Origin of the sequence: Neisseria sp. HMSC067G12 (assembly GCF_001812725.1) — a bacterium.
Lineage (GTDB): Bacteria > Pseudomonadota > Gammaproteobacteria > Burkholderiales > Neisseriaceae > Neisseria > Neisseria perflava.
On the sequence record NZ_KV810187.1, the window covers coordinates 93,958 to 117,280 of the forward strand.

At 48.3% G+C, this 23,323-nt stretch carries 23 protein-coding genes and 1 tRNA gene; 10 read left to right on the forward strand and 14 right to left on the reverse strand.

The window, feature by feature from the left end; all coding sequences use genetic code 11:
* Positions 1 to 104 precede the first annotated feature (104 nt).
* Positions 105 to 485, reverse strand: coding sequence for a carboxymuconolactone decarboxylase family protein (locus HMPREF2871_RS02970; RefSeq protein ID WP_004520096.1), 381 nt, complete (start codon positions 483 to 485; stop codon positions 105 to 107).
* A 79-nt stretch (positions 486 to 564) separates the two neighbouring features.
* Between HMPREF2871_RS02970 and HMPREF2871_RS02975 the strand changes: the two genes are divergently transcribed.
* Complete coding sequence (locus tag HMPREF2871_RS02975; RefSeq protein ID WP_004520095.1) at positions 565 to 924, forward strand: MerR family transcriptional regulator; 360 nt, start codon at positions 565 to 567, stop codon at positions 922 to 924.
* A 387-nt stretch (positions 925 to 1,311) separates the two neighbouring features.
* Entirely contained in the window at positions 1,312 to 2,502 is a 1,191-nt protein-coding gene (gene dapC, locus HMPREF2871_RS02980) for a succinyldiaminopimelate transaminase (RefSeq protein WP_004520092.1), read from the forward strand.
* Between the two features lie 53 nt (positions 2,503 to 2,555).
* Here dapC and HMPREF2871_RS02985 read toward each other — a convergent pair whose 3' ends face one another.
* From HMPREF2871_RS02985 to HMPREF2871_RS03015, 7 genes are all read right to left on the reverse strand, one after another.
* A complete protein-coding gene (locus HMPREF2871_RS02985; RefSeq protein WP_003747315.1) occupies positions 2,556 to 2,726 on the reverse strand; it encodes a rubredoxin in 171 nt (56 codons plus the stop codon).
* Positions 2,727 to 2,811: 85 nt separating this feature from the next.
* On the reverse strand, positions 2,812 to 3,903 hold the full coding sequence (locus tag HMPREF2871_RS02990) for an acyl-CoA dehydrogenase family protein (protein WP_049336464.1): 1,092 nt from the start codon (positions 3,901 to 3,903) through the stop codon (positions 2,812 to 2,814).
* Positions 3,904 to 4,027: 124 nt separating this feature from the next.
* Entirely contained in the window at positions 4,028 to 4,576 is a 549-nt protein-coding gene (locus HMPREF2871_RS02995) for a carboxymuconolactone decarboxylase family protein (protein ID WP_039862234.1), read from the reverse strand.
* A gap of 149 nt (positions 4,577 to 4,725) precedes the next feature.
* Complete coding sequence (locus HMPREF2871_RS03000; protein ID WP_049343994.1) at positions 4,726 to 5,148, reverse strand: YidB family protein; 423 nt, start codon at positions 5,146 to 5,148, stop codon at positions 4,726 to 4,728.
* Between the two features lie 170 nt (positions 5,149 to 5,318).
* Entirely contained in the window at positions 5,319 to 5,774 is a 456-nt protein-coding gene (ruvX, locus tag HMPREF2871_RS03005; RefSeq protein ID WP_003680463.1) for a Holliday junction resolvase RuvX, read from the reverse strand.
* Positions 5,767 to 6,315 carry a YqgE/AlgH family protein gene (locus HMPREF2871_RS03010; protein WP_049322876.1) on the reverse strand — a complete coding sequence of 183 codons (549 nt, stop codon included), beginning with the start codon at positions 6,313 to 6,315 and terminating at the stop codon, positions 5,767 to 5,769. Before HMPREF2871_RS03010 ends, ruvX begins: the two co-directional genes overlap by 8 nt.
* Positions 6,316 to 6,345: 30 nt before the next feature.
* Positions 6,346 to 6,891: a CreA family protein gene (locus HMPREF2871_RS03015; RefSeq protein ID WP_049343995.1), complete on the reverse strand. Its 546-nt coding sequence runs from the start codon at positions 6,889 to 6,891 to the stop codon at positions 6,346 to 6,348.
* A 174-nt stretch (positions 6,892 to 7,065) separates the two neighbouring features.
* On the opposite strand from HMPREF2871_RS03015, the gene HMPREF2871_RS03020 reads away from it, so the two are divergent.
* Positions 7,066 to 8,886 carry a murein hydrolase activator EnvC family protein gene (locus HMPREF2871_RS03020; protein ID WP_049343997.1) on the forward strand — a complete coding sequence of 607 codons (1,821 nt, stop codon included), beginning with the start codon at positions 7,066 to 7,068 and terminating at the stop codon, positions 8,884 to 8,886.
* Between the two features lie 215 nt (positions 8,887 to 9,101).
* Positions 9,102 to 10,574, forward strand: coding sequence for a S41 family peptidase (locus HMPREF2871_RS03025; protein ID WP_049343998.1), 1,473 nt, complete (start codon positions 9,102 to 9,104; stop codon positions 10,572 to 10,574).
* 69 nt (positions 10,575 to 10,643) lie between these two features.
* Here HMPREF2871_RS03025 and HMPREF2871_RS03030 read toward each other — a convergent pair whose 3' ends face one another.
* From HMPREF2871_RS03030 to HMPREF2871_RS11855, 4 genes are read right to left on the reverse strand one after another with little or no spacing between them, the layout of a single operon-like run.
* Entirely contained in the window at positions 10,644 to 12,533 is a 1,890-nt protein-coding gene (locus HMPREF2871_RS03030; protein WP_049344000.1) for a Z1 domain-containing protein, read from the reverse strand.
* Positions 12,534 to 13,574 (reverse strand): restriction endonuclease PLD domain-containing protein, encoded by a 1,041-nt coding sequence (locus HMPREF2871_RS03035; protein ID WP_049344001.1) that lies wholly within the window; start codon positions 13,572 to 13,574, stop codon positions 12,534 to 12,536.
* Positions 13,571 to 14,695 (reverse strand): DNA cytosine methyltransferase, encoded by a 1,125-nt coding sequence (locus HMPREF2871_RS03040; protein ID WP_049344002.1) that lies wholly within the window; start codon positions 14,693 to 14,695, stop codon positions 13,571 to 13,573. The genes HMPREF2871_RS03035 and HMPREF2871_RS03040 overlap by 4 nt, the downstream gene beginning before the upstream one ends.
* Positions 14,696 to 14,754: 59 nt before the next feature.
* Positions 14,755 to 14,931: a hypothetical protein gene (locus HMPREF2871_RS11855; protein ID WP_168163337.1), complete on the reverse strand. Its 177-nt coding sequence runs from the start codon at positions 14,929 to 14,931 to the stop codon at positions 14,755 to 14,757.
* 79 nt (positions 14,932 to 15,010) lie between these two features.
* Here HMPREF2871_RS11855 and radA point away from each other — a divergent pair, with 79 nt between their 5' ends.
* Positions 15,011 to 16,387: a DNA repair protein RadA gene (radA, locus tag HMPREF2871_RS03045; protein ID WP_049344004.1), complete on the forward strand. Its 1,377-nt coding sequence runs from the start codon at positions 15,011 to 15,013 to the stop codon at positions 16,385 to 16,387.
* Between the two features lie 151 nt (positions 16,388 to 16,538).
* Positions 16,539 to 17,345 (forward strand): DUF4198 domain-containing protein, encoded by an 807-nt coding sequence (locus tag HMPREF2871_RS03050; protein ID WP_003685136.1) that lies wholly within the window; start codon positions 16,539 to 16,541, stop codon positions 17,343 to 17,345.
* 55 nt (positions 17,346 to 17,400) lie between these two features.
* Here the strand turns inward: HMPREF2871_RS03050 and HMPREF2871_RS03055 are convergent, their stop codons facing one another.
* Together HMPREF2871_RS03055 and HMPREF2871_RS03060 are read right to left on the reverse strand one after the other, a co-directional pair.
* Positions 17,401 to 17,961 (reverse strand): pseudouridine synthase, encoded by a 561-nt coding sequence (locus HMPREF2871_RS03055; protein ID WP_004520078.1) that lies wholly within the window; start codon positions 17,959 to 17,961, stop codon positions 17,401 to 17,403.
* Positions 17,962 to 18,041: 80 nt separating this feature from the next.
* Positions 18,042 to 18,134: transfer RNA gene (locus HMPREF2871_RS03060), tRNA-Ser, on the reverse strand.
* A gap of 199 nt (positions 18,135 to 18,333) precedes the next feature.
* Here HMPREF2871_RS03060 and HMPREF2871_RS03065 point away from each other — a divergent pair.
* From HMPREF2871_RS03065 to HMPREF2871_RS03080, 4 genes are all read left to right on the forward strand, one after another.
* Positions 18,334 to 18,846, forward strand: a complete 513-nt coding sequence (locus tag HMPREF2871_RS03065) for a hypothetical protein (protein ID WP_224783355.1) — start codon at positions 18,334 to 18,336, stop codon at positions 18,844 to 18,846.
* Positions 18,847 to 18,898: 52 nt separating this feature from the next.
* Positions 18,899 to 19,516 carry a 4'-phosphopantetheinyl transferase family protein gene (locus HMPREF2871_RS03070; RefSeq protein WP_004520076.1) on the forward strand — a complete coding sequence of 206 codons (618 nt, stop codon included), beginning with the start codon at positions 18,899 to 18,901 and terminating at the stop codon, positions 19,514 to 19,516.
* Positions 19,517 to 19,609: 93 nt separating this feature from the next.
* Complete coding sequence (locus HMPREF2871_RS03075) at positions 19,610 to 21,928, forward strand: MMPL family transporter (protein ID WP_049344006.1); 2,319 nt, start codon at positions 19,610 to 19,612, stop codon at positions 21,926 to 21,928.
* A gap of 133 nt (positions 21,929 to 22,061) precedes the next feature.
* The gene (locus HMPREF2871_RS03080; RefSeq protein WP_004520074.1) at positions 22,062 to 23,300 is read left to right on the forward strand and encodes an NAD(P)/FAD-dependent oxidoreductase; all 1,239 of its coding nucleotides are present in this window, start codon (positions 22,062 to 22,064) and stop codon (positions 23,298 to 23,300) included.
* The last annotated feature ends 23 nt before the right edge of the window (positions 23,301 to 23,323 follow it).

The window sequence follows — 23,323 nt, forward strand, 5'->3', positions numbered from 1 at the left end:
TGTTTTGTGGATGTGCAGGCTGCTTTTCGTTTCTCAGGAACTCCGTTTTAACTTCGTTGAAGCTGCGCTTTCAGGTAGCCTTTTTAGGTTTCAGGCAGCCTGCATCACTCCGCCGCCGCAAACACCTCCTTCGCTACAAACACCGCATTCAGCACCTTCGGAAAACCCAAATACGGGATACATTGGATAAACGCCTCCACAATTTCATCGCGCGTCAGCCCCACGTTCAGCGAAGCGTGGATATGCACGCGCAACTGGTTTTCACAGCCGCCCTGCGCCGCCAGAGCCGCCAGCGTTACCAGCTCGCGCTGCCGCACATCAAGCTGCGGGCGCTGGTAAATCTCGCCAAACGCGAAACCAATGATGTATTTGCCCAAATCGGGCGAAATATCCGCCAACGCCTGCCTCACCTTGTCGCCCTGCTCGCCGTCGATTTCGTTCAGCTTCGCTAAGCCGCGTGCCATTAAATCCTGATGATTCAACATTTTTCGTCTCCATACTCAAATTTGCAAAATTGCACGGACAGGTTAAACTATCAAGCGCACTTTATAGCAAGGAGATTTGATGCAGACCAAGGAATTTGCCGCGCAAACGGGTTTGTCCGCCGCCACGCTGCGCTACTACGAGCAGGAAGGGCTGCTGCGCCCCGAACGAAACGCCAACGGCTACCGCGAATACGGTGCGCGCGATTTGGAATGGGTGGGTTTCATCCTTCGGCTGAAAGACATGGGCGTGCCGCTGGCGCAAATCAAGGAATACGCGCGGCTGCGGCATTTGGGCGATGAAACCGTCCCCGAACGTTACCGGATTTTGCAGGAACATCAGGCGGCTTTGAAACGCAAACGGCAGGAATTGGACGCTCATTGGGCGTTTTTGGAGCGGAAGCTGGCGTGGTATCGTGAGAAGATGGGCGGGCAGGGATAAGCAGCCTAAAAGCGTGAAAAGCAGCCTGCACATTTGGGAAAGCCCAAGTGCAGGCTGCTTTTGTGTTCCAACTTCGTTAAAGCTCGCGCTTTCAGACGGCCTTATCGGGGCGAGCGTCCCAAAACATAATTATTACAATTCACACGCCATGAATTGCTGAGCGCCCAGTGATAATCGATGATGATGTCTTCCGAATTGGTGAAAAAGGTGCGGTCGCTGTGCTGGCCGTAGCAGACGTTGCTGTAATAGTTGGTGATGACGGGACCGTTTTGACTGCATTCAAAAGGCCGTCTGAAAACATTTAAACCCTGTTTTCAGACGGCCTTTTTGTCCCAATCTATCTAAAAAATGCTAAGATTGTTGCCTTAATTTATCGGCAGAAACATCATGAACCCATTATTGAACCACCTCAAACCCTATCCTTTCGCCCGCCTGCGTGAAGCCATGCAAGGCATTGATGCACCCGAAGGTGTGACGCCCATTCATCTGCAAATCGGCGAGCCGAAACACCCGACGCCCAAAGTCATCACCGACGCGCTGACCACCTCCCTGCACGAACTGGAAAAATATCCGCTGACCGCTGGCCTGCCTGAACTGCGCCAAGCCTGCGCCGAATGGGTGGCCCGCCGTTATGATGGTTTGAGCCTCAATCCCGACAATGAAATCCTGCCCGTATTGGGCAGCCGGGAAGCTTTGTTCTCTTTTATCCAAACCGTTTTAAATCCGGCTTCAGACGGCCCCAAACCGGTCGTTATCAGCCCCAATCCTTTCTATCAAATTTACGAAGGCGCGACTATTTTGGGCGGCGGCGAAATCCATTTTGCCAACTGTCCTGCGCCCAGCTTCAACCCCGATTGGAGCAGCCTGCCTGAAGACGTATGGCAGCGCACCAAAGTCCTGATTGTCTGCTCGCCAAACAACCCGAGCGGCAGCGTCCTGCAATTAGAAGATTGGAAAGAAGTTTTTGATTTGCAAGACAAATACGGCTTCGTTATCGCCTCTGACGAATGCTATTCCGAAATCTATTTTGACGACAACAAACCGATCGGCGGCCTGCAGGCTGCGGCGCAATTAGGACGCGGTACACGCAACATTATTATGTTCACCAGCCTGTCCAAACGCTCCAACGTCCCCGGTTTGCGTTCCGGCTTTGTCGCAGGCGATGCCGAGTTGCTCAAAAACTTCCTGCTCTACCGCACCTACCACGGCAGCGCGATGAGCATTCCCGTCCAACGCGCCAGCATTGCCGCTTGGAACGATGAAGAACACGTCATCGACAACCGCCGCCTCTACCAAGAAAAATTCGACCGCGTCATCCCTATTTTGCAACAGGCATTCGATGTCAAACTGCCTGACGCGTCGTTCTACATTTGGCTGAAAGTTCCCGATGGCGACGACTTGGCATTTACGCGCAACCTGTGGCAGAAAGCCGCTATCCAAGTGTTGCCCGGCCGCTTCCTCGCCCGCGATACCGAACAAGGCAATCCGGGCGAAGGCTACGTCCGCATCGCTCTGGTTGCCGATGTGGAAAGCTGCGTCAAAGCGGCTGAAACCATGGTTGCTTTATACCGCCGATAAAACAAAGGCCGTCTGAAATTTCAGACGGCCTTTTTATTAAATAATCGGGTAATTTATATGGTGAAGTCCAGAAGGTAGAAATCTTCTTTGCCTACGCCGCACTCAGGGCATTTCCAGTCGTCGGGAATGTCTTCGAACTTGGTACCTGCCGGCAGGCCATGTTCGGGGTCGCCGACATCTTCATCGTAAATCCAGCCGCAAGGGCCGCACATATATTGAGCCATTTTGTATTCCTTCTATTTTAAAAAGGCCGTCTGAAACCGTATTTTCAGACGGCCTTTCGTGTGTTTTATTGTTGATATTTTGAATTTATTGAGCTGCTTCCAAAGCGGCGATTTCTTTACGCAGGTGTTTGATGGCCGGTGTTACGATGGCGACAAACATGGCCTCGCGGACGCGGCGTTGCGCCGGACTGCGCATCAGATAGCCTTTCGCGCCTGCATGCAATGCGGCAGATTGAGTGGCGTTCAGTGCCAACACAGCAGCCGCTTCACGCAGTTTCAAGGTTGCCAGCGTGTCAGGTTTATTGTTCCACGCATCATCGGCAAGGCGTTCGGTTTCCGCCCATGCGCCGTCCAACGCAGCTTTCAACTCATCGTAACTGTGGTCGAGGTATGAGTTCACTTCTGCGTTCACCACATTGGCCATGCGGATAATGCCGAGCGCACCGTCAATCACACCGGCGCCGATACCTATTTGCAGCAAGATGAAACCGGCTTTAATGGTCGGGATATAAGACTGGAACTGCTCAGGCGAAGCGATCACATCTTCATCGGGAATAAACACATCTTTAAAATTCAGGCTGTAAGTGCGCGTGCCTTCCAAACCGCAGAACTCAGGGCAATCTTGCAGGGTAACGCCTTCCCATTGACCGCCGGTGATAAACATCACATAGCTGTCGCCGATTTGGGCGGTATTTGCCCAAATGTGGTCTTCTCCGATATTGGATACCCAAGGCAAAGCACCGTTGATTTTGTAGCCGCCTTCGACGCGTTCGGCTTGCAGATTGTGTTTTTCGATACCGGCAAGGTGTTTGACGGTATTGGACATGCCCGTACCGGCCAAGACTTTGCCCTGCAGAATATCGGCCAAATATTTGGCTTTAACCGCTTGGTTGGGGGATTGATGCAGATACCACGCGCAAGCCGCCTGACACCATGCGCTGAACGAAGTGGCGCCGCATTCTTTACCGATTTCGCGCAATACGGCGATTTGCGTTGCCAAACCCAAACCGTTACCGCCCTCTTCAACCGTACCGGTTGCGGCAAAACCGCCGATTTTGCCCAATTCCAGCATAAATTCTTTCGGGTACAGGCCTTTGCGGTCGATGTCGTCCACCAATGGTTTCAGCTTGCTTTTAACGAGTTCGGCAACATTGTTCAGTAAAGCTTCGCGTGTCATGATTTTTTCCTCTGAATAAGGTTTGAAGCGTAGATGGTTCTACTCATGAATTATTCTTGGCAACAAGGATATCCTTGCTTTTTACTAAAAGGCCGTCTGAATTTTCAGACGGCCTTTGATGAGATTAGGCAAATGCCTGCAATTCAGGGTTGATTTCAGTTTTGGCAAGGTTGTTGACGTAGTTGCACAAGGTTGCCAAAGCAACGCCCATAACTACTTCAACGGCTTGCTGTTGGTTGTAACCGGCATCGAAGAATGCTTTCAGCTCGTCGTCGGATACTGCGCCTTTTTTCGCCATAACGGCTTGGGTGAATGTCGCCAAAGCACTCAGTTTGGCATCGTCAAACTCACCCGCAGCCAACGCGCGTGCGGCTTTGATGGATTGTTCGGACAACAGTTTTTTCAGGGTAGCCAGTTTGGTGTGGCCGGCAACGCAGAAACCGCATTCGTTGGTACGGGCGGCGATAATTTGGACAACTTCGACTTCGCCGTCAGTAAGGCTGTTGGCCGCATTCAGCTTGCCAACTTCTTGATAAAACGCCAAAGCTTCAGGCGCATTGGCCAAAACGCCGATCAGGTTAGGAATAAAGCCGTTGTTTTTCAATACGGCTTCAATGCGTGGTTTGGCGGCTTCAGGAGCGGTTTCGACTGTGTGTATGGTCAAGCGGGACATGTGTATAACCTTCTTATCTGGTGAAATGAAGTGCACATCATAAGCCATCCGTCTCCATCAGAAAAAGACTTATTGGTTATTTACCGCGAACCAAAAGTTATAAGGCCGTCTGAACGGATTCAGACGGCCTTATCAAATGATTCAACTCATTATTTCATAAAGTTTTTCAGTAGCATAGAAGCGATGTCGTCCAAGCCGAAGCCATCCGCATCTTGAGCCGTGCCGTTAGGCGTCGCTTTATCGACCAAGTCTGGCAACACTTTTGCCAACAAATCGCCTGCTTGGCCGGCATCCACGCCGAATTTTTGCGCGATTTGGTTCACGGTATCGCTGCCCAAAGCATTTTGCAGATCGCTGCCGGACACAGGCAGGTTGCTGGATTGGTTGGAAACCCAACTGCTCAGAGCATCGCCCAAACCGCCTTGTTGCAGTTGGTTGATCAGGTTGCCTACGCCGCCTTGCTGTTTCACCAAATCCATCGCCATATCGGTCAGAGAACCTTGTGCGCCGTTTCCGCTGTTGCCACCCAACATTTGGGTAGCCGCATTCAAAAGATTGTCCATGAGTGCCATGACTTTTTCCTTGTGTGTGTTTATGTCTAAAAAAAGAAAGCGGAGTGTAGCAAAATTTATGCCGGAAAAAATCAGGCTTAACCAAACTAAACCTCTTTTATCTCAAAGCCGTAATAAAACCAAGGCCGTCTGAAATCAAGTTTCAGACGGCCTCTATAACGAACCATGTGCTATTCTTCGCGGCCATTGAAATACTCGGCCGCTCCGCCTTCAAAAAAGCCTTGCAAAATCGCCTGCGCCGCTACTTGGTCAAGCACGGATTTTTGTTTTCGGCCAAATACTTGGGCTTCCGCAAGTAGGCTTTCCGCGTATAAGGAAGACATCCTTTCGTCCACCCAATAAACCGGCAAATTAAAACGTCCGTGCAAACGGCGGCCAAACTTACGGCTCAAACGGGTCAGCTCATGCTCCGTGCCGTCGGTATGCGTCGGCAGGCCGACCACAAAATACTTGGGTTGCCATTCTTTGACCAGCTTGGCAATGGCCTCGAATTTTTCATCATTGCTGTTGCCGGTTACTGTTGCCAGCGGATGGGTCATGCCCAACTCGGCATCGCCCTGCGCCACGCCGATACGCGCCTCGCCGAAGTCAAAAGCCAAAACCGTGCCTTTTGGTGCATCAGGCATGGCCGACTCCCGAAACCAAGGCGTTCGGATTGACACCCAATTTTTCAAAAGCGGCGGCATAACGGAGTTCGTAAGGCACATCAAACAGAATATGCTCGTCCGCAGGGACGGTCAGCCAAACATTTTCTGCCAGTTCGCGCTCTAACTGCCCTTTGCCCCATTTGGAATAACCAATGCTGATCAAAGCCTTGTCAACCGCACCTTCTTTAGACAAATTTTCAATCACATCGCGCGAAGAAGTCAGCGCGACGTTATCGGTTACCACCATGCTGTTTTGCCAGCGGCCGATCGGCGTATGCACGACATAGCCGCGCTCAATCTGAACCGGCCCGCCCATCATCACGTTTTCATGTTGCAGGCGCAACGGGATATTGCGGTCGGCAGCGGCGAAAATCATGTCCATGGTAATCGGCGAAGGTTTGTTGATGATGATGCCCAGCGCACCTTCTTCATCGTGTTCGCACACATAAATGACCGTATCCGTAAAAAACGGATCATCCATATGAGGCATGGCAATCAGGAAATGGTTGGCTAAATTCATATTCTTCTTAATATCTATAAGCTGATTTTATTATTTTTGTCCGTCGGCAACCGACGCGTCCACCACGCACGCACCGTAAACCGCGCCGCCTGCCGGTACCGGCGTATCGGTTTTCGCATGGGCAAAACACGATACCGCGCTCAAAGAGTTTTTCGGAGAGCCTTGAACGATTTTATCGCTGTACACCAAATAAGCGAAAGACTTACGTTTCGGGTCGTAATAGCGGATAATCTGCTGGCTCTTAAATGCTATGCTGGCGCTGCGTTTGAACACTTGTCGCGGTTTCAAAACCGCAGCCTCGTTATAACGGATGACTTCCGCACTTTGCACGCAGGAAACCGATGCGTCGCTGGCATCTTCTTCCAAATTGACCGTTTCTTTCAAACCGCCTTTTTTCGCGTACGAAATATAACAGGCAACCCCCTGCACATCAGGATCGTCAAAACCTTCCACTTCGATACGGTCGTTTTTACCCAGCATATGAAACACCGTACTGGCGCGTCCGATTTTGTCGGTATTGTCACCGCAAGCCGCCAAAACCATGGCGCCCAACACTACTAATAAATATTTTTTCATAATATCCTGTCGATGCAGACTGTCAGTTTCCAGGCAGACTTAAATCCCGTCCGCCTACTCTATCGTTACTATATAAGACCGTTCGTCCATATTGCAACCCGATATTATTTTCAGACGGCCAGACAGACAGTATAATCCGTCCTATTGTTCCTACTTTGATAGCAAGATCGAACCATGCGTTACAAACCCCTCATTCTCGCCCTGTTGCTCAGTTTCTCCCTGCCAACCTATGCTGCCAAAGACGCGCCGAAAGAAAAAGCGGCCACCGTCAAAAAAGCTGCGCCCGTGAAAAAAGAGAAAGAAGCCACTAAGGCAGATATCAAAAAAGAAACCTCAAAAAAACAAGCAGTAAAAGAAAAAGAGGAAGACAAAAAAGCGGTTAAAGCCAAAGCCTCCAAAGAAAAGGAAACCGCCGACAAAAACGAACGCGCTTCAGCCAAAAACAAATCGGCTAAAGCTGCCGAGGCCTCGGCCGACAATAAAAAGGCCAACCGTAAAGCCGAAGAGCCTAAAGAAACGGCAAAAGACAAAAAAGCCGCAGCCGCAAAATCCGGCAAAGCCAAAGAGCAAGACAAAAAAACTGCTGAAGATAAAAAAGACAGCAAAGCCAAAGAACCCGTAAAAAAAGCAGAACCTAAGGAAACCAAAGCCAAAGAGCCTGCTAAAAAAGCAGCTGAAGATAAAAAAGACGGCAAAAAAACCAAAGAGCCAGTAAAAAAAGCAGCCGAAGACAAAAAGGCCGAGCCTAAAGTTGAGCCTAAAGCCGCTTCTTCAGCCGACAACGATTTCAAAGCAGCCGTAACTGCCGCCGCCAACGATATGGAAACCAAGAAATCCTTTGCCAAACGCAACGAGGGTTTCATTATCCATGTCAATGCCACGCTCAAACAGCTGCAACAAACACGCAACAACCTCTCCGGCATCAACCGCAAACAACGCGATGCATGGGAAAAATTCCAAAAACTCAATGCTGATACCAACCAGTTGAAAGCCGAAGTTTCCAACACGCGCGCCCAAATTTCGCGTTTTGTGTCCGGCAACTATAAAAACAGCCAGCCCAATGCGGTTGCCCTCTTCCTGAAAAACGCCGAGTCCGGTCAAAAAACCCGCTTTCTGCGTTACACGCGTTATATCAACAACGCCAACGACCAAGTCATGAGAGACTTGGAAAAACAACAGAAAGAGCTGGCAGCGCAAGAGCAAAAAATCAACAATGAATTGGCTTACCTGAAAAAACTGCAAGCCAATATCCAAGCTTCATTGCGTCAACAAGGCGTAACCAATACCGCAGAACAAGCCGAAAGCCGCCGTCAAAACGCACAAATGGCCAAAGAAGCGCAAAAGAAAATCAACCACAGAGAAAACGAGCAACGCCTCAACAATCTCTTGAAAGATTTGGAAAAACGCAAAGCCGAGCAACGCAAAGCCGAAGCCGAAGCGCGTAAAAAAGCCGCCGAAGCCCGCTTGGCTGCTGCCGAAAAAGCCCGCAAAGAGCAAGCTGCCGCCCAACAAAAAGCCGAAGCCGAACGCGCCGCCATGTCCACGCTGACTGACGAAGACATGAAACTGCAAGCCCCGAACACCCAAGGCTTTATCGTCAGCAACGCCAACAGCTTCAGCCGTATGCAAGGCCGTCTGAAAAAACCGGTCAACGGCACATTGGCGGGCCTGTTTGGTCAAGACCGCGGCGATGGCGAAGTTTGGAAAGGCGTGTTCTACAATACCGTTCCTGCTCCGGTCAGCAGCATTGCCTCAGGCACGGTTACTTTTGCCGGCGAGCTTGAAGGCTACGGCAAAGTGGTCGTCCTCGACCACGGCGACGGCTATGTCAGCATTTACTCCGGCCTGAGCGAAATCGACATCGCCCAAAATTACGCCGTCAATGCCGGCAGTAAAATTGGCACCAGCGGCACTTTGCCGTCGGGCGAAACCGGCCTTTACCTTGAAGTCCGCTACAACGGACAAGTCATGAATCCGCTTTCCTGGATTAACTGATGTTTCAGACGGCCTGAGTGAATTTTCCCCTTCAGGCCGTCTGAATTTTCATCATAAACTACAATAAAACACGATTTTCACGCCTGTTTAGCACATTAAACAACAAACTTTTACCTTAAACTTATTGTTCCAAGCGTTTAAATCACATAAAGTCAACGGGTTCAGAGAAAACAAAAACCACTTTGCTTACCGTACACAAAAAGAAAGTCAAACGAATGTCAACAAAATCCACTTTGAAAAAAGTTGCAATCTACACTCTCGGCGCGTTTAGCGGCATCGCCCTCAGCCTGAGTGTACAAAGTTTTGCCGCCGAAAAAGACAAAAAAGACAACGAAGCCCTGCCCGTGCAAACCATCCGCACCATGGCAGAAGTGTACGGCCAAATCAAAGCCAACTATTACCAAGACAAACCCGATGCCGAGCTCTTTGAAGGCGCAATGAAAGGCATGGTGTCCGATCTCGATCCGCATTCCGAGTATATGGACAAAAAAGGCTATGCCGAAATGAAAGAATCCACCAGCGGCGAATTTGGCGGCCTGGGTATGGAAATCGGACAAGAAGACGGCTTCGTCAAAGTCGTTGCCCCGATTGAAGACACGCCGGCAGAACGCGCCGGCGTGAAAAGCGGCGACTTCATCGTCAAAATCGACAATACCTCTACGCGCGGCCTGACCGTCAGCGAAGCCGTCAAAAAAATGCGCGGCAAACCGGGTACCAAAATCACCCTGACCCTTTCACGCAAAAATGCCGACAAACCCATCGTCGTCAACCTGACCCGCGCTATCATTAAAGTCAAAAGCGTGCGCCACCATCTGCTTGAAAAAGACTACGGCTACATCCGCGTTTCCCAATTCCAAGAGCGCACCGTTGCCGCGCTCAACGAAGCCGCACAAGCCCTCGTCAAAGAAAACAAAGGCCCGCTCAAAGGCATCATCCTCGACTTGCGCGACGACCCGGGCGGCCTGCTCAACGGTGCAGTCGGCGTATCCGCAGCCTTCCTGCAGCCTGACGTAACTGTTGTCAGCACCAAAGGCCGCAACAAAAAAGAAGGCATGGTACTCAAAGCAACTGCCGAAGACTACATCACCACCAGCGGCAAAGACCCGTTGGCAGGATTGCCTGCCGAGCTGAAAACCATTCCTATGACCGTCCTGATTAACGCAGGCTCGGCCTCAGCTTCCGAAATCGTTGCCGGCGCATTACAAGACCACAAACGCGCCGTCGTCGTCGGCACACAAAGTTTCGGCAAAGGCTCAGTGCAAACCCTGATTCCGCTTTCCGGCGGCAGCGCAGTCAAACTGACCACAGCCCTTTACTACACGCCAAACGACCGCTCGATTCAAGCGCAAGGCATTGTTCCTGACGTTGAAGTCAAAGACAAAGACCGAGCCTTTGAAAGCCGCGAAGCCGATTTGGTCGGCCATATCGGCAATCCGTTGGGCGGCCAAGACGTCAACAGCAGCACTGAAACGCCTGCCAACACAGAAACCAAAGCCGATAAAGACAAGTCCAAAAAAGACAAAGACGAAGACATCTCCAGCCGCCGTATTCCAAATCCGGCCAAAGACGATCAGCTCCGCAAAGCCTTAGACTTGGTGAAAAATCCAGCCGAATGGCAAAAATCCTTGGGCTTGGCAGCGAAAAAACCTGCACCGAAAAAAGATACAGATAAAGACAGCAAAAAATAAACCAGTTATTTCTCAATAAAAAAGGTCGTCTGAAAACGATATGATTGTTTTCAGACGACCTTTTCTATGTTATTTCACTCCCCAATACACCAGTCCCTTATATGGCAACTTAATATTAGGCAACCAAAAATCTTCTCCCTGCCAACCTTTGTCTTTATTTCCTACTACTTGATAAAGTGTAAGGAATAAATCATTAGGATATTTTTCTCCTAATTTACGGTCGTCTTCCGAAAGCATTGTGCCAGTTGCTCGAGAAAGTTTACGTCCGGTTTTGATCAAAACATAGGTTTTAAAACTTGGACGTTGTGCCTTTAATGCTTCTACACCAGCAATAAATTTTTCCTTATTCCAGTCGTCTGGGACATAATGACCCAATTTATCTAGAACCAAGAATAAATCTTCTATATCTATTTGATATAAATCAGATTGAATTTCATCTTTCAAAATAGAAGGCAAAATCTTGTTAATCTCCAACAAATTATCCTCGTTTGGATGAAGTGGAAAATAATTCACCCCACCCACAATTTGATTGATACTGTCGAATTTCAATACATTTTTTCGAGTCGGATTAATATTTTTCGGATAAATAACCTGAATATTGCCGTCTGAATTTTTTGCCTGCTCAATAATCAGATTATTTGCTTGATTGAGTTGTACAAAGAAGTAATAGACATCAAACGGAATATAAAGTCGTAATAATGATTTATCACGGTCATATCCAAAAATACGCGAATGTTGCCAGAAAGTATCTGCATTCGGTTTTTTGGCAGTGCGACTATAATAAACCGTTTGTAGTTTTGGAATAGTTAAGCCTCGTCCAATCACATTCCCACCAATAATAATGTTAAAGCCTCTTTCTAAATCAAAATCTGATTCTGTCTGCGAGTTAACGACGAGAGTATAAATTTGCTTATTTTCTAAAAGTTCTGTTAGTTTTTCATAAATTTCCTCAAAATGATGAATATCAGGCTTAGTCTTTTGCAAATCCAAATAATCTTCTTTAAAGCTGTCTGCAAAATTCTCCCCGCTATTAATCGCTTGTACCAAATCATTCAAAAAGGCTTGGATTTTTTGAGAAAAGGCTTGATGATCTTGGATTTTATAACTTGGATGTAAAGCAAAATTACAATTGGTTTTACCGCATAAAGCAAACTCTGCACAAGTAAGCAGAAAACTGTGCAATGCCTGTTTTACCCCTTCGGCAATTTCACCACTCGCATCTTTCATATCGTCCAATTCACTGTCAATGAAGCGAACGATATAGCTTGGAGGATCAGAAAAGACAAAGTTGCCACCGATGTATTTTTCACCAGCTTCAAAGAAATGGATAAATTCAGGTTGCCAATCAGATTCTTCATTTTGCAATAAAAGCGATTGAGGCGTGGCGGTCAACTGAATAAATAGGCTTTGACAACAAGAATTCTTAATGTCATTTAGCAGTTTATTGATAGTACTGACATCTTTATCCGGCTTATCAGCATTAGTATTTAGGCTGGCCGCATCGGCTTCATCGTCCACAATAACCAAAGGATAGCCTTTCAGGCTACTTTGACTGGCAAACAAATTACGCCAACGTTTCAATACACGGGCATTCTTTTTAATCACAACCAAGATGGGATTATTTGCCTTCATTACCTGCATAAAACTTCGGTCATCGTTTTCAGACAACACAATAAAATTTTTCAGATTAGCTTCGGCGCGCTTGACTGTCTGTTCCTGTAAATCTACGCTGTCAGTAGTAAGATACAAAAAAACTTTGTGGTCGCCATCATCAGCCAGCGCACTTAATACACCCAAAACCTGTGCCGTTTTGCCACTTTGAACATTGCCCAGCAATAAAACATTTTGAGCGATTTTCGGTTCGGTTTGTGATAATTTCCCCATAAAACCATCAACGGTATTTTTAACAGAATCAGCTAATTCAGGCGGGGTCAATTGATTCAAATAGGTTTGCAACATTTAGTTTTTCCCCTTAAATGAGAGCAGCCAAACATCAGGATTGTCGGTTGAACGGAACTCAAAATGATCGTTACCGTATTTATGTAGAGTCTCTTCTGTGACAGGTTCCCCTGTTCTTAAACAATCAGCCGCCTCTAAACGTCCTTTAACCCATTTACCAAATATGGTTTGATCACCTTTTGAACTGAAATTTTTACCATTTTGTCCTGTGGTATTACATTCAAATTGCCAACCATCATCCGTGATGACAGTAAATTCTTTTTGTTTTGGGTATCCTTCTGCACCTAAAAATTTTGTTGATACAATCAACTCTGCTTCATACCATGGCCTAGGTAAATAAAATCCGCGTTTATTTTTACGGCCTTTGGCAAAAAATCGGTTTAAACTGCTTTCTGGGAAAGTTTTAACTGGTAAATCAAAGTGATAAGTCGATATTTGTGAAAAAAGTTGCTCAAGTATAGAATCATTTACTTTTTCAACTCCCAGACAATTCTCCAAATGAACATTATGTTCTTTAAAATCAGTTGGTTTTGCTACTTGATTAATAGCCACACCCAATTGCTGGATAACCTGATCTATATTTTTATGTAATTTAGATGCCGTCTGAACATCATTCAAATGAACCATTGTTTCATAGGTTCGCTCAGTATTATCCCAAAAGCAAGTAAGATTAGCAGAACCAATCAATCCATGAGTTTCATTCTGATTCTTAAACGAATACATTTTTCCATGAAATTTCACACGTGGAGAAACGTATACTGCCCCACGTTGCTTATCTTGCAAAAAATAATTTAATTCACAAAGACTGTTGTATTGAGGACGACTAAACCCTTCTAAATAATGCATACCAACCAATAATTTGATTTTCTGGTTATGTTCGCTATCTTCTAAAATTTTATGTAACTCTTTGACTGCATCATTAGAAACATAGCCTGTTGCCATTAAAATTTCATTGGCGGACATAAATAAATCCATCCAAACTTTATTTAATGGCTTATCTGTAATTCGTGCATTAGCAATATTAGAAAAAACAGTATTCATCGTTTTCCCCCTCGAATTTTGCTTAGTCGGTCATGAAATAAAACGTCCTTCTCTGCTTTCAATTTCTTATGTAAATCTACTTTTTTATAGTTGCCTGAAAAAATTGGTAAGAGGGTTCTTGCTAATTCAACCACGCCTTGAGGCGGTACCGCATTGCCAATTTGACGACGAACTTCTGTCGTTGAGCCAACAAACTCAAAGTCATCAGGAAAACTTTGTAATCTTGCGCGTTCACGATTGGTAAAGGCTCTGGGTTCAGGAAAATGATAGCCCCAAGTACCACCGCCGCCCGCAGCAATAATCGTTGTAGAAGGTCTATTACGGTGCATTCGACGATAAACAAGGCTTAACATACTTTTTACATATAAAGGATGTTCTTTAGGAATATCACTATAGTTTCCTCCCTCTGGGATTAGTTCTAAACGTTTACGAGTTTGCTCACTAATTTTCAACAATTCATTATTACTGGCATTCTTGGGAATATTAGATATCGCTTGACCAGCAGTTACATATGGTTTTAAACCATTTTCGCCAGTTTCATTGTGCGTCGGTTCTGGATGATGAAAATCAAATCCTGTATCCAAACGTACTCCGACAATCAGCACACGTTCACGAAATTGAGGTACGCCAAATTCAGCAAAGTTATACAGCTTTGCCTGAACGTAATAACCGCAATTTTCAAAGTCGGTAATAATTTGCTGGATGGCTTTTTTCTTGTTAGCAGTCAACAAACCTTTCACATTCTCAGCAACAAAAACTTTCGGTTTTTTTGCATTTACAAAACGTAAAAAGCTTTTATAAAGATTGCCGCGTTCACCCTCTAAGCCCGGCTGTTTCCAAATCATGGAAAAATCTTGACAAGGGAACCCGCCTAAAATGATGTCGCAATCGGGAATAGTTGGATCATTCGGATCAATTTGTTCAATATCACCTTCTACGATGACATCGCCGATATTTTTACGGAAACTTTCGCAAGCCCAATGGGAAAAATCGTTCGCCCAAACAGTTTCATAACCAGCTTGGTGAAAACCCAAATCTAAACCTCCACATCCTGAAAATAGAGATAGAATTCTGGGTTTATTGTCAGAAGAATTAAAATTTGCGATTTGTTTAGATGGCATAGGATTTCACTCCTATGCATAGATTTGATAAAAACCCTTGAAGGGATTTTAATAGAGAACTAGGCAAGGCAAGGCAAGGCAAGGCAAGGCAAGGCAAGCTTACCATCGTTATTTTGAAATAAAATCATTTTTCTAAAATTTCCATGTAAATTTTTCCTATTATGCCGCAAAAAAACAGCAAATGCCGCTGCATTAAACAAGTGATGAATACTTGAAATTATAAATAAAGTATTCATAATCCCAAGGCCGTCTGAAAACCTTCCTCACTTTTCAGACGACCTTTTCACACATCAAATATTCCACAGGGAAAACACCATGGCAAAAGCCCCCAAAACCATCTACCAATGTTCCGAATGCGGCGGTACTTCCCCGAAATGGCAGGGTAAATGCCCGCATTGCGGCGAGTGGAACACGCTTCAGGAAAACCTTGCCGCGCCCGAGCCGAAAAATGCTCGCTTCCAATCTTGGGCGGCAGACACTTCGACCGTCCAATCCCTCTCCGCCGTTACCGCGACCGAAGTGCCGCGTAATCCGACCGGCATGGGCGAGCTTGACCGCGTATTGGGCGGTGGTTTGGTCGATGGTGCAGTCATCCTGCTCGGCGGCGACCCCGGCATCGGCAAATCTACGTTGCTGTTGCAAACCATCGCCAAAATGGCGCGAAGCCGCAAAGTGCTGTACGTTTCCGGCGAAGAGTCCGCCCAACAGGTCGCCCTGCGCGCGCAACGTTTGGAACTACCCACCGAAGGTGTGAACCTGCTTGCCGAAATCCGCATGGAAGCGATTCAGACGGCCTTAAAACAGCATCAGCTCGAAGTCGTCGTCATCGACTCCATCCAAACCATGTATTCCGACCAAATCACTTCCGCCCCCGGCTCCGTATCGCAGGTACGCGAATGCGCCGCCCAACTGACACGCATGGCGAAACAAATGGGCATCGCCATGATACTGGTCGGACACGTTACCAAAGACGGAGCGATTGCCGGCCCGCGCGTGCTGGAGCATATGGTCGATACCGTGCTGTATTTCGAGGGCGACCAGCATTCCAACTACCGCATGATACGCGCCATTAAAAACCGCTTCGGCGCGGCAAACGAATTGGGCGTATTCGCCATGACCGAAAATGGTTTGAAAGGCGTATCCAACCCGTCCGCCATCTTCCTTGCCAGCTACCGCGACGACACGCCAGGTTCATGTGTTTTGGTCACACAGGAAGGCAGCCGCCCGCTTTTGGTCGAAATTCAGGCACTGGTCGATGACGCACACGGTTTCACCCCCAAACGACTCACCGTCGGCCTCGAACAAAACCGCCTCGCCATGCTGCTCGCCGTCCTCAACCGCCATGGCGGCATTGCCTGCTTCGACCAAGATGTATTCCTCAATGCTGTCGGCGGCGTCAAAATCGGCGAACCCGCCGCCGACCTCGCCGTCATCCTCGCCATGCTCTCCAGCTTCCGCAACCGCCCCATGCCTGAAAAAACCGTGGTTTTCGGCGAAATCGGCTTAAGTGGCGAAGTCCGCCCTGTTGCACGCGGGCAAGAGCGGCTCAAAGAAGCGGAAAAACTCGGCTTCAAACGCGCCATCGTCCCAAAAGCCAATATGCCGCGCAACGCCAAAGAGTTTCCGAACCTGAAAATCTACGGCGTCAGCAGTTTGCAGGAAGCAATTGATGTTTGTCGTGACGGGGACTAAACCGTTTCGATAATCCGCCTAAAAAAACAATCAGCTAAAAGGCCGTCTGAAAACTTTCAGACGGCCTCTCTTTAAATTTAAATAATTTTGTTATATTATAACGAACGATTTTATTCTATCTTTTCTACACATCGAAAATCGGAGAGAAATCATGAAAAAAACCGCTTTGCTTATCGCATCCGCCTTCCTGTTCAGCACTGCCGCACATGCCCACCGCGTTTGGGTTGAAACCGCCCACACACATGGCGGCGAATACCTTGAAGCCGAATTGGGCTATGGCGAATTCCCAGAGCTTGAGCCCATCGCCAAAGACCGCCTGCACATTTTCAGCAAACCCATGCAACTGGTGACTGAAAAAGGTAAAGAAAACATGATTCAAAAAGGTACATACAATTACCAATACCGCAGCAAACTGCCGGTCAAAGACGGCAGCTACTTGGTAACCGCCGAATACCAACCGACTTTCTGGTCAAAAAACAGCGCGGGCTGGAAGCAGGCAAGCATCAAAGAAATGCCTGATGCAAGCTATTGCGAACAAACCCGTATGTTCGGCAAAAACATCGTCAATGTCGGCCACGAAAGCGCAGATACCGCCATCATCACCAAACAAGTCGGCCAACATTTGGAAATCGTACCTTTGGACAACCCTGCCAACGTCCACGTCGGCGAACGCTTCAAAGTCCGCGTCCTCTTCAATGGCGAGCCGCTGCCTAACGCCACCGTTACCGCCACATTTGACGGCTTCGACACCAGCGACCGCAGCAAAACCCATAAAACCGAAGCCCAAGCCTTCTCCGATACCACCGATGACAAAGGCGAAGTCAGCATCATTCCATTGCGCCAAGGTTTCTGGAAAGCCAGCGTAGAACACAAAGCCGATTTCCCCGATCAAAGCGTGTGCCAAAAGCAGGCGAACTACACCACTTTGACCTTCCAAATCGGTCATTCACATCATTGATTTTTCCATAACAAAAGGCCGTCTGAATAGTTCAGACGGCCTTTATTCATCCTATTTAAGGACGATGCGGCGCAAACCGCCATTGTCCCAATTCCAAATTCAAATCAAACAGATTCAGACGGCCTATTGCCACGCGGACCAAGCGTAAACACGGAAAGCCTGCTTTCGCAGTCATCCTTCGCACTTGGCGGTTTTTCCCTTCCGAAATTTTAATTTCCACCCAAAAATCAGGCACGGACTTACGCACGCGAATCGGCGGCACGCGCGGCCATAAAACATCCGCTTCACCTTCTTCCAATACCCTGACCTCGGCCGGACGGGTGACAAAATCGCCCAAATCTACGCCACGGCGCAATAAATCCAATTTGGCTTCATCAGGAGAACCCTCCACCTGCGCCCAATAAGTTTTAACCTGCTTGAATTTCGGGTCGGCAATCTGCGCCTGCAAACGGCCATTATTGGTCAGCAGCAGCAAACCCTCGCTGTCCGTATCCAAACGGCCGGCCGGATAAAATCCCGGTTTCTCGACAAAATCCTTAAGGCACTGATGTTTTTCATGTGCAGAAAACTGGCAAATCACGCCATAAGGCTTGTTTAGAATAATCAAATCGTTCATTTCACACTTTCAGACGGCCTTGGATTCCAAGAAATTCCGGATAATAAAAAAGACACCGTATAAACGGTGTCTTTCATATTTGGCGGAGTAAGAGGGATTCGAACCCTCGATGCAGGTTGACCCCACATGCTTCCTTAGCAGGGAAGTGCCTTCAGCCTCTCAGCCATTACTCCTAAGGAAGACCGCAATATACGCTTTCTGCCCTCCTTCGTCAAGCATGACCGCCCCAAACTTTCTTAACACCATGAAATCATTTAAATAAAAATATAATATTTTTTACATCATCCTATTTTTATACTTCTTTCATATATGTTAAAATGATTTTGTTTTCTGTAAACCTTTTTTCACACCCCTTATTACAAAGGAGTTCGTATGTTACGTTTTTCTGCTTTGGTTGCCGTATCCGCCCTGATGCTTGCCGCTTGCTCACAATCCGGCAATTCCCAACCATCTACTTCCTCCTCTCAAACTTCTACTCCAAAAACAACTGCCGCCGGTTCTGCCTGCCGCAGCATGGGTGAAGGCCATAAAGTCAATGGCAAAGGTCAAAACGACATTTATATGTGTAAAGTCGATGTAGCTTTGAACTCTGCCGAAGCCAAATCCGCTTTGGATCCTAGTATCCGCGTTCACTACGGCAGCACATCCGGAGCGACTTTGACTTCCCGTCAAATCTCCAACTCAGTCGGCAAAACCCCTGATGAAACCTGCCAACGCGCATTCCTGAGCGCGGTTAAACGCTTCCAAAGCACTGCACTTCGTAAAAAAGCCAAATCCGTTCATCTGGTTAGCTACTTTGACAAAGTAACCAAAGGCGGTAACGAATACGAATGCCACATCGCTACATTCAACAGCCGTGTGGTTTTGAAAGGCAGCTTCCACTAAGCAATGTCAAAAATGCCAGACTTCAATATGAAGTTTGGCATTTTTCTATTTTATGGATACGACACCCCTTCACTGCCTGCTGGCCGATTCGTCTTTTGCCGCCTGCTACGATCATGCGTCTCTAAATGCAGCCGATTCACAACGTTTGGCTGCCACGCCGCAACTGGCGCAGCGTCAAGACTGGCAAGTCAGCCGAGCATTAAAACAGCAAACCGATTTACCGGCTGTATCGCTGAGCCACAGCCAAGGCTTTGCCGCTTTATTGTGTGCGCTTCATCCCTTAACAGCCGGTGTCGATATCGAATTTATCCGACCGCGCGATTTTAAAGCGCTGTCGGCTTTGATCTGCTCGCAGGAAGAACAAGACTATTTGGAAACGGCAAACTGGCCGTCTGAAACGTTTTACCGATTATGGTGTTTCAAAGAAGCATTGATTAAAGCGGCAAATTTGGATTTTCCGTCAGACATGAAATCGGTCGGCTATGTTTTCGATTCAGGGCAACCCGTCGGTTTACGCGCTGGAAAGCAAACCGATTGGCGCGGCACAAGCGCGATTTTGGCGGATACGATGGCAATTGCCTGCGTTTGGAAGGAAAAAACCGTCGCTCTGCAATGGCAGTTTTTCGGCTCACTCAAGCTCAATGACTTAACCGACCGGCAAACTATCTAACAACTGACAAACTAATAATAATCTGATTTAATTTACTGGACTTTTACTTATTCCACACACCAACAGCAGCATTTGCAAAAGGCCGTCTGAACGATGAATCTTCGCCTCCTAAACCGCCTCTATACTGCCCTTATCCTGTTTCTTACCCTGTTTTTGGTTTATGCCTTTGCTTCACAAACGCGTATCCAAACCGATTTGACCGCGTTATTGCCAAGCGAGCAGCAACCCGATGCCTTACTGACGGCTGCGGATAAAGCTGCAGAAGCGCAGCTCAATTCGCAAGTCATTTTGCTTGCCGGCAGTACCGATGCCGAAACTGCTTTTCAGACGGCCGCACAAATTGCCGATGCATGGCGCAAGAGCGGCGTATTTGAACAAGTCGACAGTAGCATGACGCCGAATTTGGATAAAGTGCGGGCGGATATGCAGAAACTAGGCTTGGCCGTTTTGCCGCAAGACGAAATCCGCCTGCTGTTTGAGCAGCCGAAAGCCTATTTTCAAGCGCGCGCAGAAGCCGTGGCCAATCCTTTTGCCGCTCCCTCCCCTTTGTCTTTAGAACAAGACTGGCTGGGCTTTGGACGCTTTGTTGCCGACAAAGCCAATCCGCAAAGCCGTTTGCAGTGGGACATGGACAACGGCATGCTGTTTGCCGAAGACCAAGGCAAAACTTGGGTATTTTTATGCGGACGGCTCGCCGGCGGCGATCAATTTTCCGGCAACGACGCCCTCTTGCCGCTGATGGCGCAAAGCCGTCAAATCGCTTCGGAAAACGGCGCGGAAACCTTAAGCGCAGGCGGCGCATTGTTCGCCGCTGTATCCAAAGCAGCCGCAGAAAAAGAAAGCCGGCTGATGAGCATGGTCGGACTTGGGCTGACCTTTGCGCTGCTGTTGTGGGTCTTCCGCAGCGGCCGCGTGTTTTTGCTGTCTTTGCCGTTGGCAGCCGGCATGTTGACCGGATTGGCAGTTGCGTTATTAACCTTCGGCGAAGTGCATATCCTGACCATCGTCATCGGCACCAGCCTGGTGGGTATGTTGGTGGATTTCCCGTTGCACTGGCTTGCTCCGTCGGTATTCGGGCCGTCTGAAAAGACCGTTTGGCAGGCTGAATCAGCAATGAAACATGTCTTGCCAAGTTTTGCCGTCAGCCTGACAATTACCGTCTTGGGCTACGCGCTGCTGTGGTTCACCCCTTTGCCTGTACTGCGCCAAACCGCCGTGTTTTCAGGCTTCGCCTTATTTGGCGCGTTTGGTGCCACCGTTTTATGGCTGCCGCCGCTGTTTCGCCACTACCGTGCCAAAACCGTGCCTTTTGCCGCATTAACCGAAAAGCTCTATTCCTTGTCAGGCCGTCTGAAAAACCGCCTGCACAAACGCGGCTGGTTAATCGTGGGCGGAATTTTGCTGGCAGTCGGATTATGGCGCAGCGACTGGCGTGACGACATCCGTCAATGGGTCAATATGCCGACCGCGATGTTGGCCGAGGTACAACAAATCGGCCAGTTGAGCGGCACGGATTTTGGTGGAAAATATTTGGTGGCCGAAGCACAAAGCGAAGATGCCCTATTGAAGAAAACCGCCGAACTCGGTCGTGCCCTGCAGCCCTTAATCGCGCAAGGCAAACTGTCCGGCATCCAATCGCCCGACCAATTCATCCTGCCGACAACGGAACAGCAAAAACTGCAAAACCGCCTGCGCGAATTGACCAAATTGCCTGATAGCTGGAAACCGCTCACAGAAATCGGTATTCCTCGCAAAACCGTGCGCGATGCCCTGCTGCAAGCTGCCGATACGCAACCATTGTCGCTTTCAGACGGCCTGAATACCGATTTGGCAGAGGCTTGGCGTTCCTTGTATTTGGGCGAAGTGGAACCAGGCCATTTTGCTGCCGTCGTGCGTTTGAACGGCATGACCGATGAAGCCGCCGTACGCGCCGTGGCGCAACACGTCTCCGGCGTACATTGGGCTGACAAGCGCGCCCACTTAAACGAGCTTTTCCACCACACGCGCAATCAGGCCGCATGGTTGAAACTGGCTTCCTATGTGTTGGCATGGCTGCTCTTGTGGAAAATGTTTGGTTTCAAACGCGGCAGCAAAATCCTTGCCGTGCCGCTGGCCGCCGCCATCTGCACCGTTGCCGTACTCGGTTTGGCCGGCATTCCCGTCAGCCTGTTTGCCATGTTCGGCCTGCTTTTAGTATCCGCCATCGGCGTGGACTATGCCGTCTATGCCGCTACTGCACATCACAGCGCGCCGGCAAAATTAGGCGGTATGCTGCTTGCCGCCGCTACAACAGCCATTTCCTTTGCCCTGCTCGCCATCAGCAGCACGCCCGCCGTTGCCGCGTTCGGTATGACGGTTACCATCGGTGTGGCATTCAATATTTGGCTGGCAGGCACATTGTTGAAAAATTAGACAAAAGATGAAGGCGATTGAAGTTGAAGCGATATTTTTTTCAACTTCTATCGCCAAGTTGCAAAAGGCCGTCTGAAAAATTTCAGGCGATGGATTAAACATTATTTATCATTAAAATCAAAGGTATTTTCAAATGTCCGTAGAATTTGACGTTGCCGTTATCGGCGCAGGCCCTTCAGGTTCGGTTGCTTCCGCTTTGCTGAACAAACAAGGCTTTAAAGTTTGCGTATTGGAAAAACAACATTTCCCGCGCTTTGTCATCGGCGAAAGCCTGTTGCCGCATTGCATGGAAATGTTGGAAGAAGCCGGTTTTGCCGATGCAGTGCATGCCGAACCCAGCTTTCAATTTAAAGACGGTGCTGCGTTTTCATGGGGCAGCCGTTACACAGATTTCAACTTTACTGAAAAATTTTCAGACGGCCCCGGTACTATTTATCAAGTGCGCCGCGGCATCTTCGACAAAATCCTGATTGATGAAGCGGCAAAACAAGGCGTCGATGTCCGCTTCGGACACGGCGTAACCGCGTTTGACAACAGTGACAATGTGGCACGTTTGAGCGTTGCGACCGATACAGGCGAAAACTATGAACTGACTGCCAAATTCGTTTTGGATGCCAGCGGTTACGGTCGCGTCCTGCCCCGCCTTTTAGATTTGGAAAGTCCGTCCGAGCTGCCTCCGCGCCAAGCCCACTTCACGCATATCGACGACAACATCACCAGCCCGAAATTCGACCGCAATAAAATCCTGATCAACACGCACCCTGAACATCGCGATGTCTGGATTTGGCTGATTCCTTTCGGCGACAACCGTTGCTCCATCGGCGTTGTCGGCACGCCCGACAAACTGGCCGGCGAATCAGAAGCCGTGTTGAAAAAATTTGTGTACGAATGCCCGATGCTGGCGGAAATTTTAGATAAAGCCGTTTGGGAAAACGACTTTCCGTTCCGCTCTATCCAAGGCTATTCCGCCAACGTGAAAACCTTATACGGCAAACATTTTGCTCTTTTGGGCAACGCCGCCGAATTCCTCGACCCAGTCTTCTCCTCCGGAGTAACCATTGCCCTGCACTCTGCCAAACTGGCTGCCGATTTGTTGGGCAAGCAGCTCAAAGGCGAAGCTGCCGATTGGCAAACCGAATTTGCCGACCAACTGATGATCGGCGTGAACGCGTTCCGCACTTATGTAAACGGTTGGTACGATTTCCGCTTCCAAAATGCCATCTACGCGCCCAACCGCAGTCCTGAAATCAGCCGCATGATTTCGTCTATTTTGGCAGGCTACGCTTGGGATACGGATAATCCATTCGTGGAAAAATCCGAGCAACGCTTGTCCACACTTGCCGCATTGGTGGGCGATTTGAAGGTAGAATAAGGACGAATGTATTTCAGACGGCC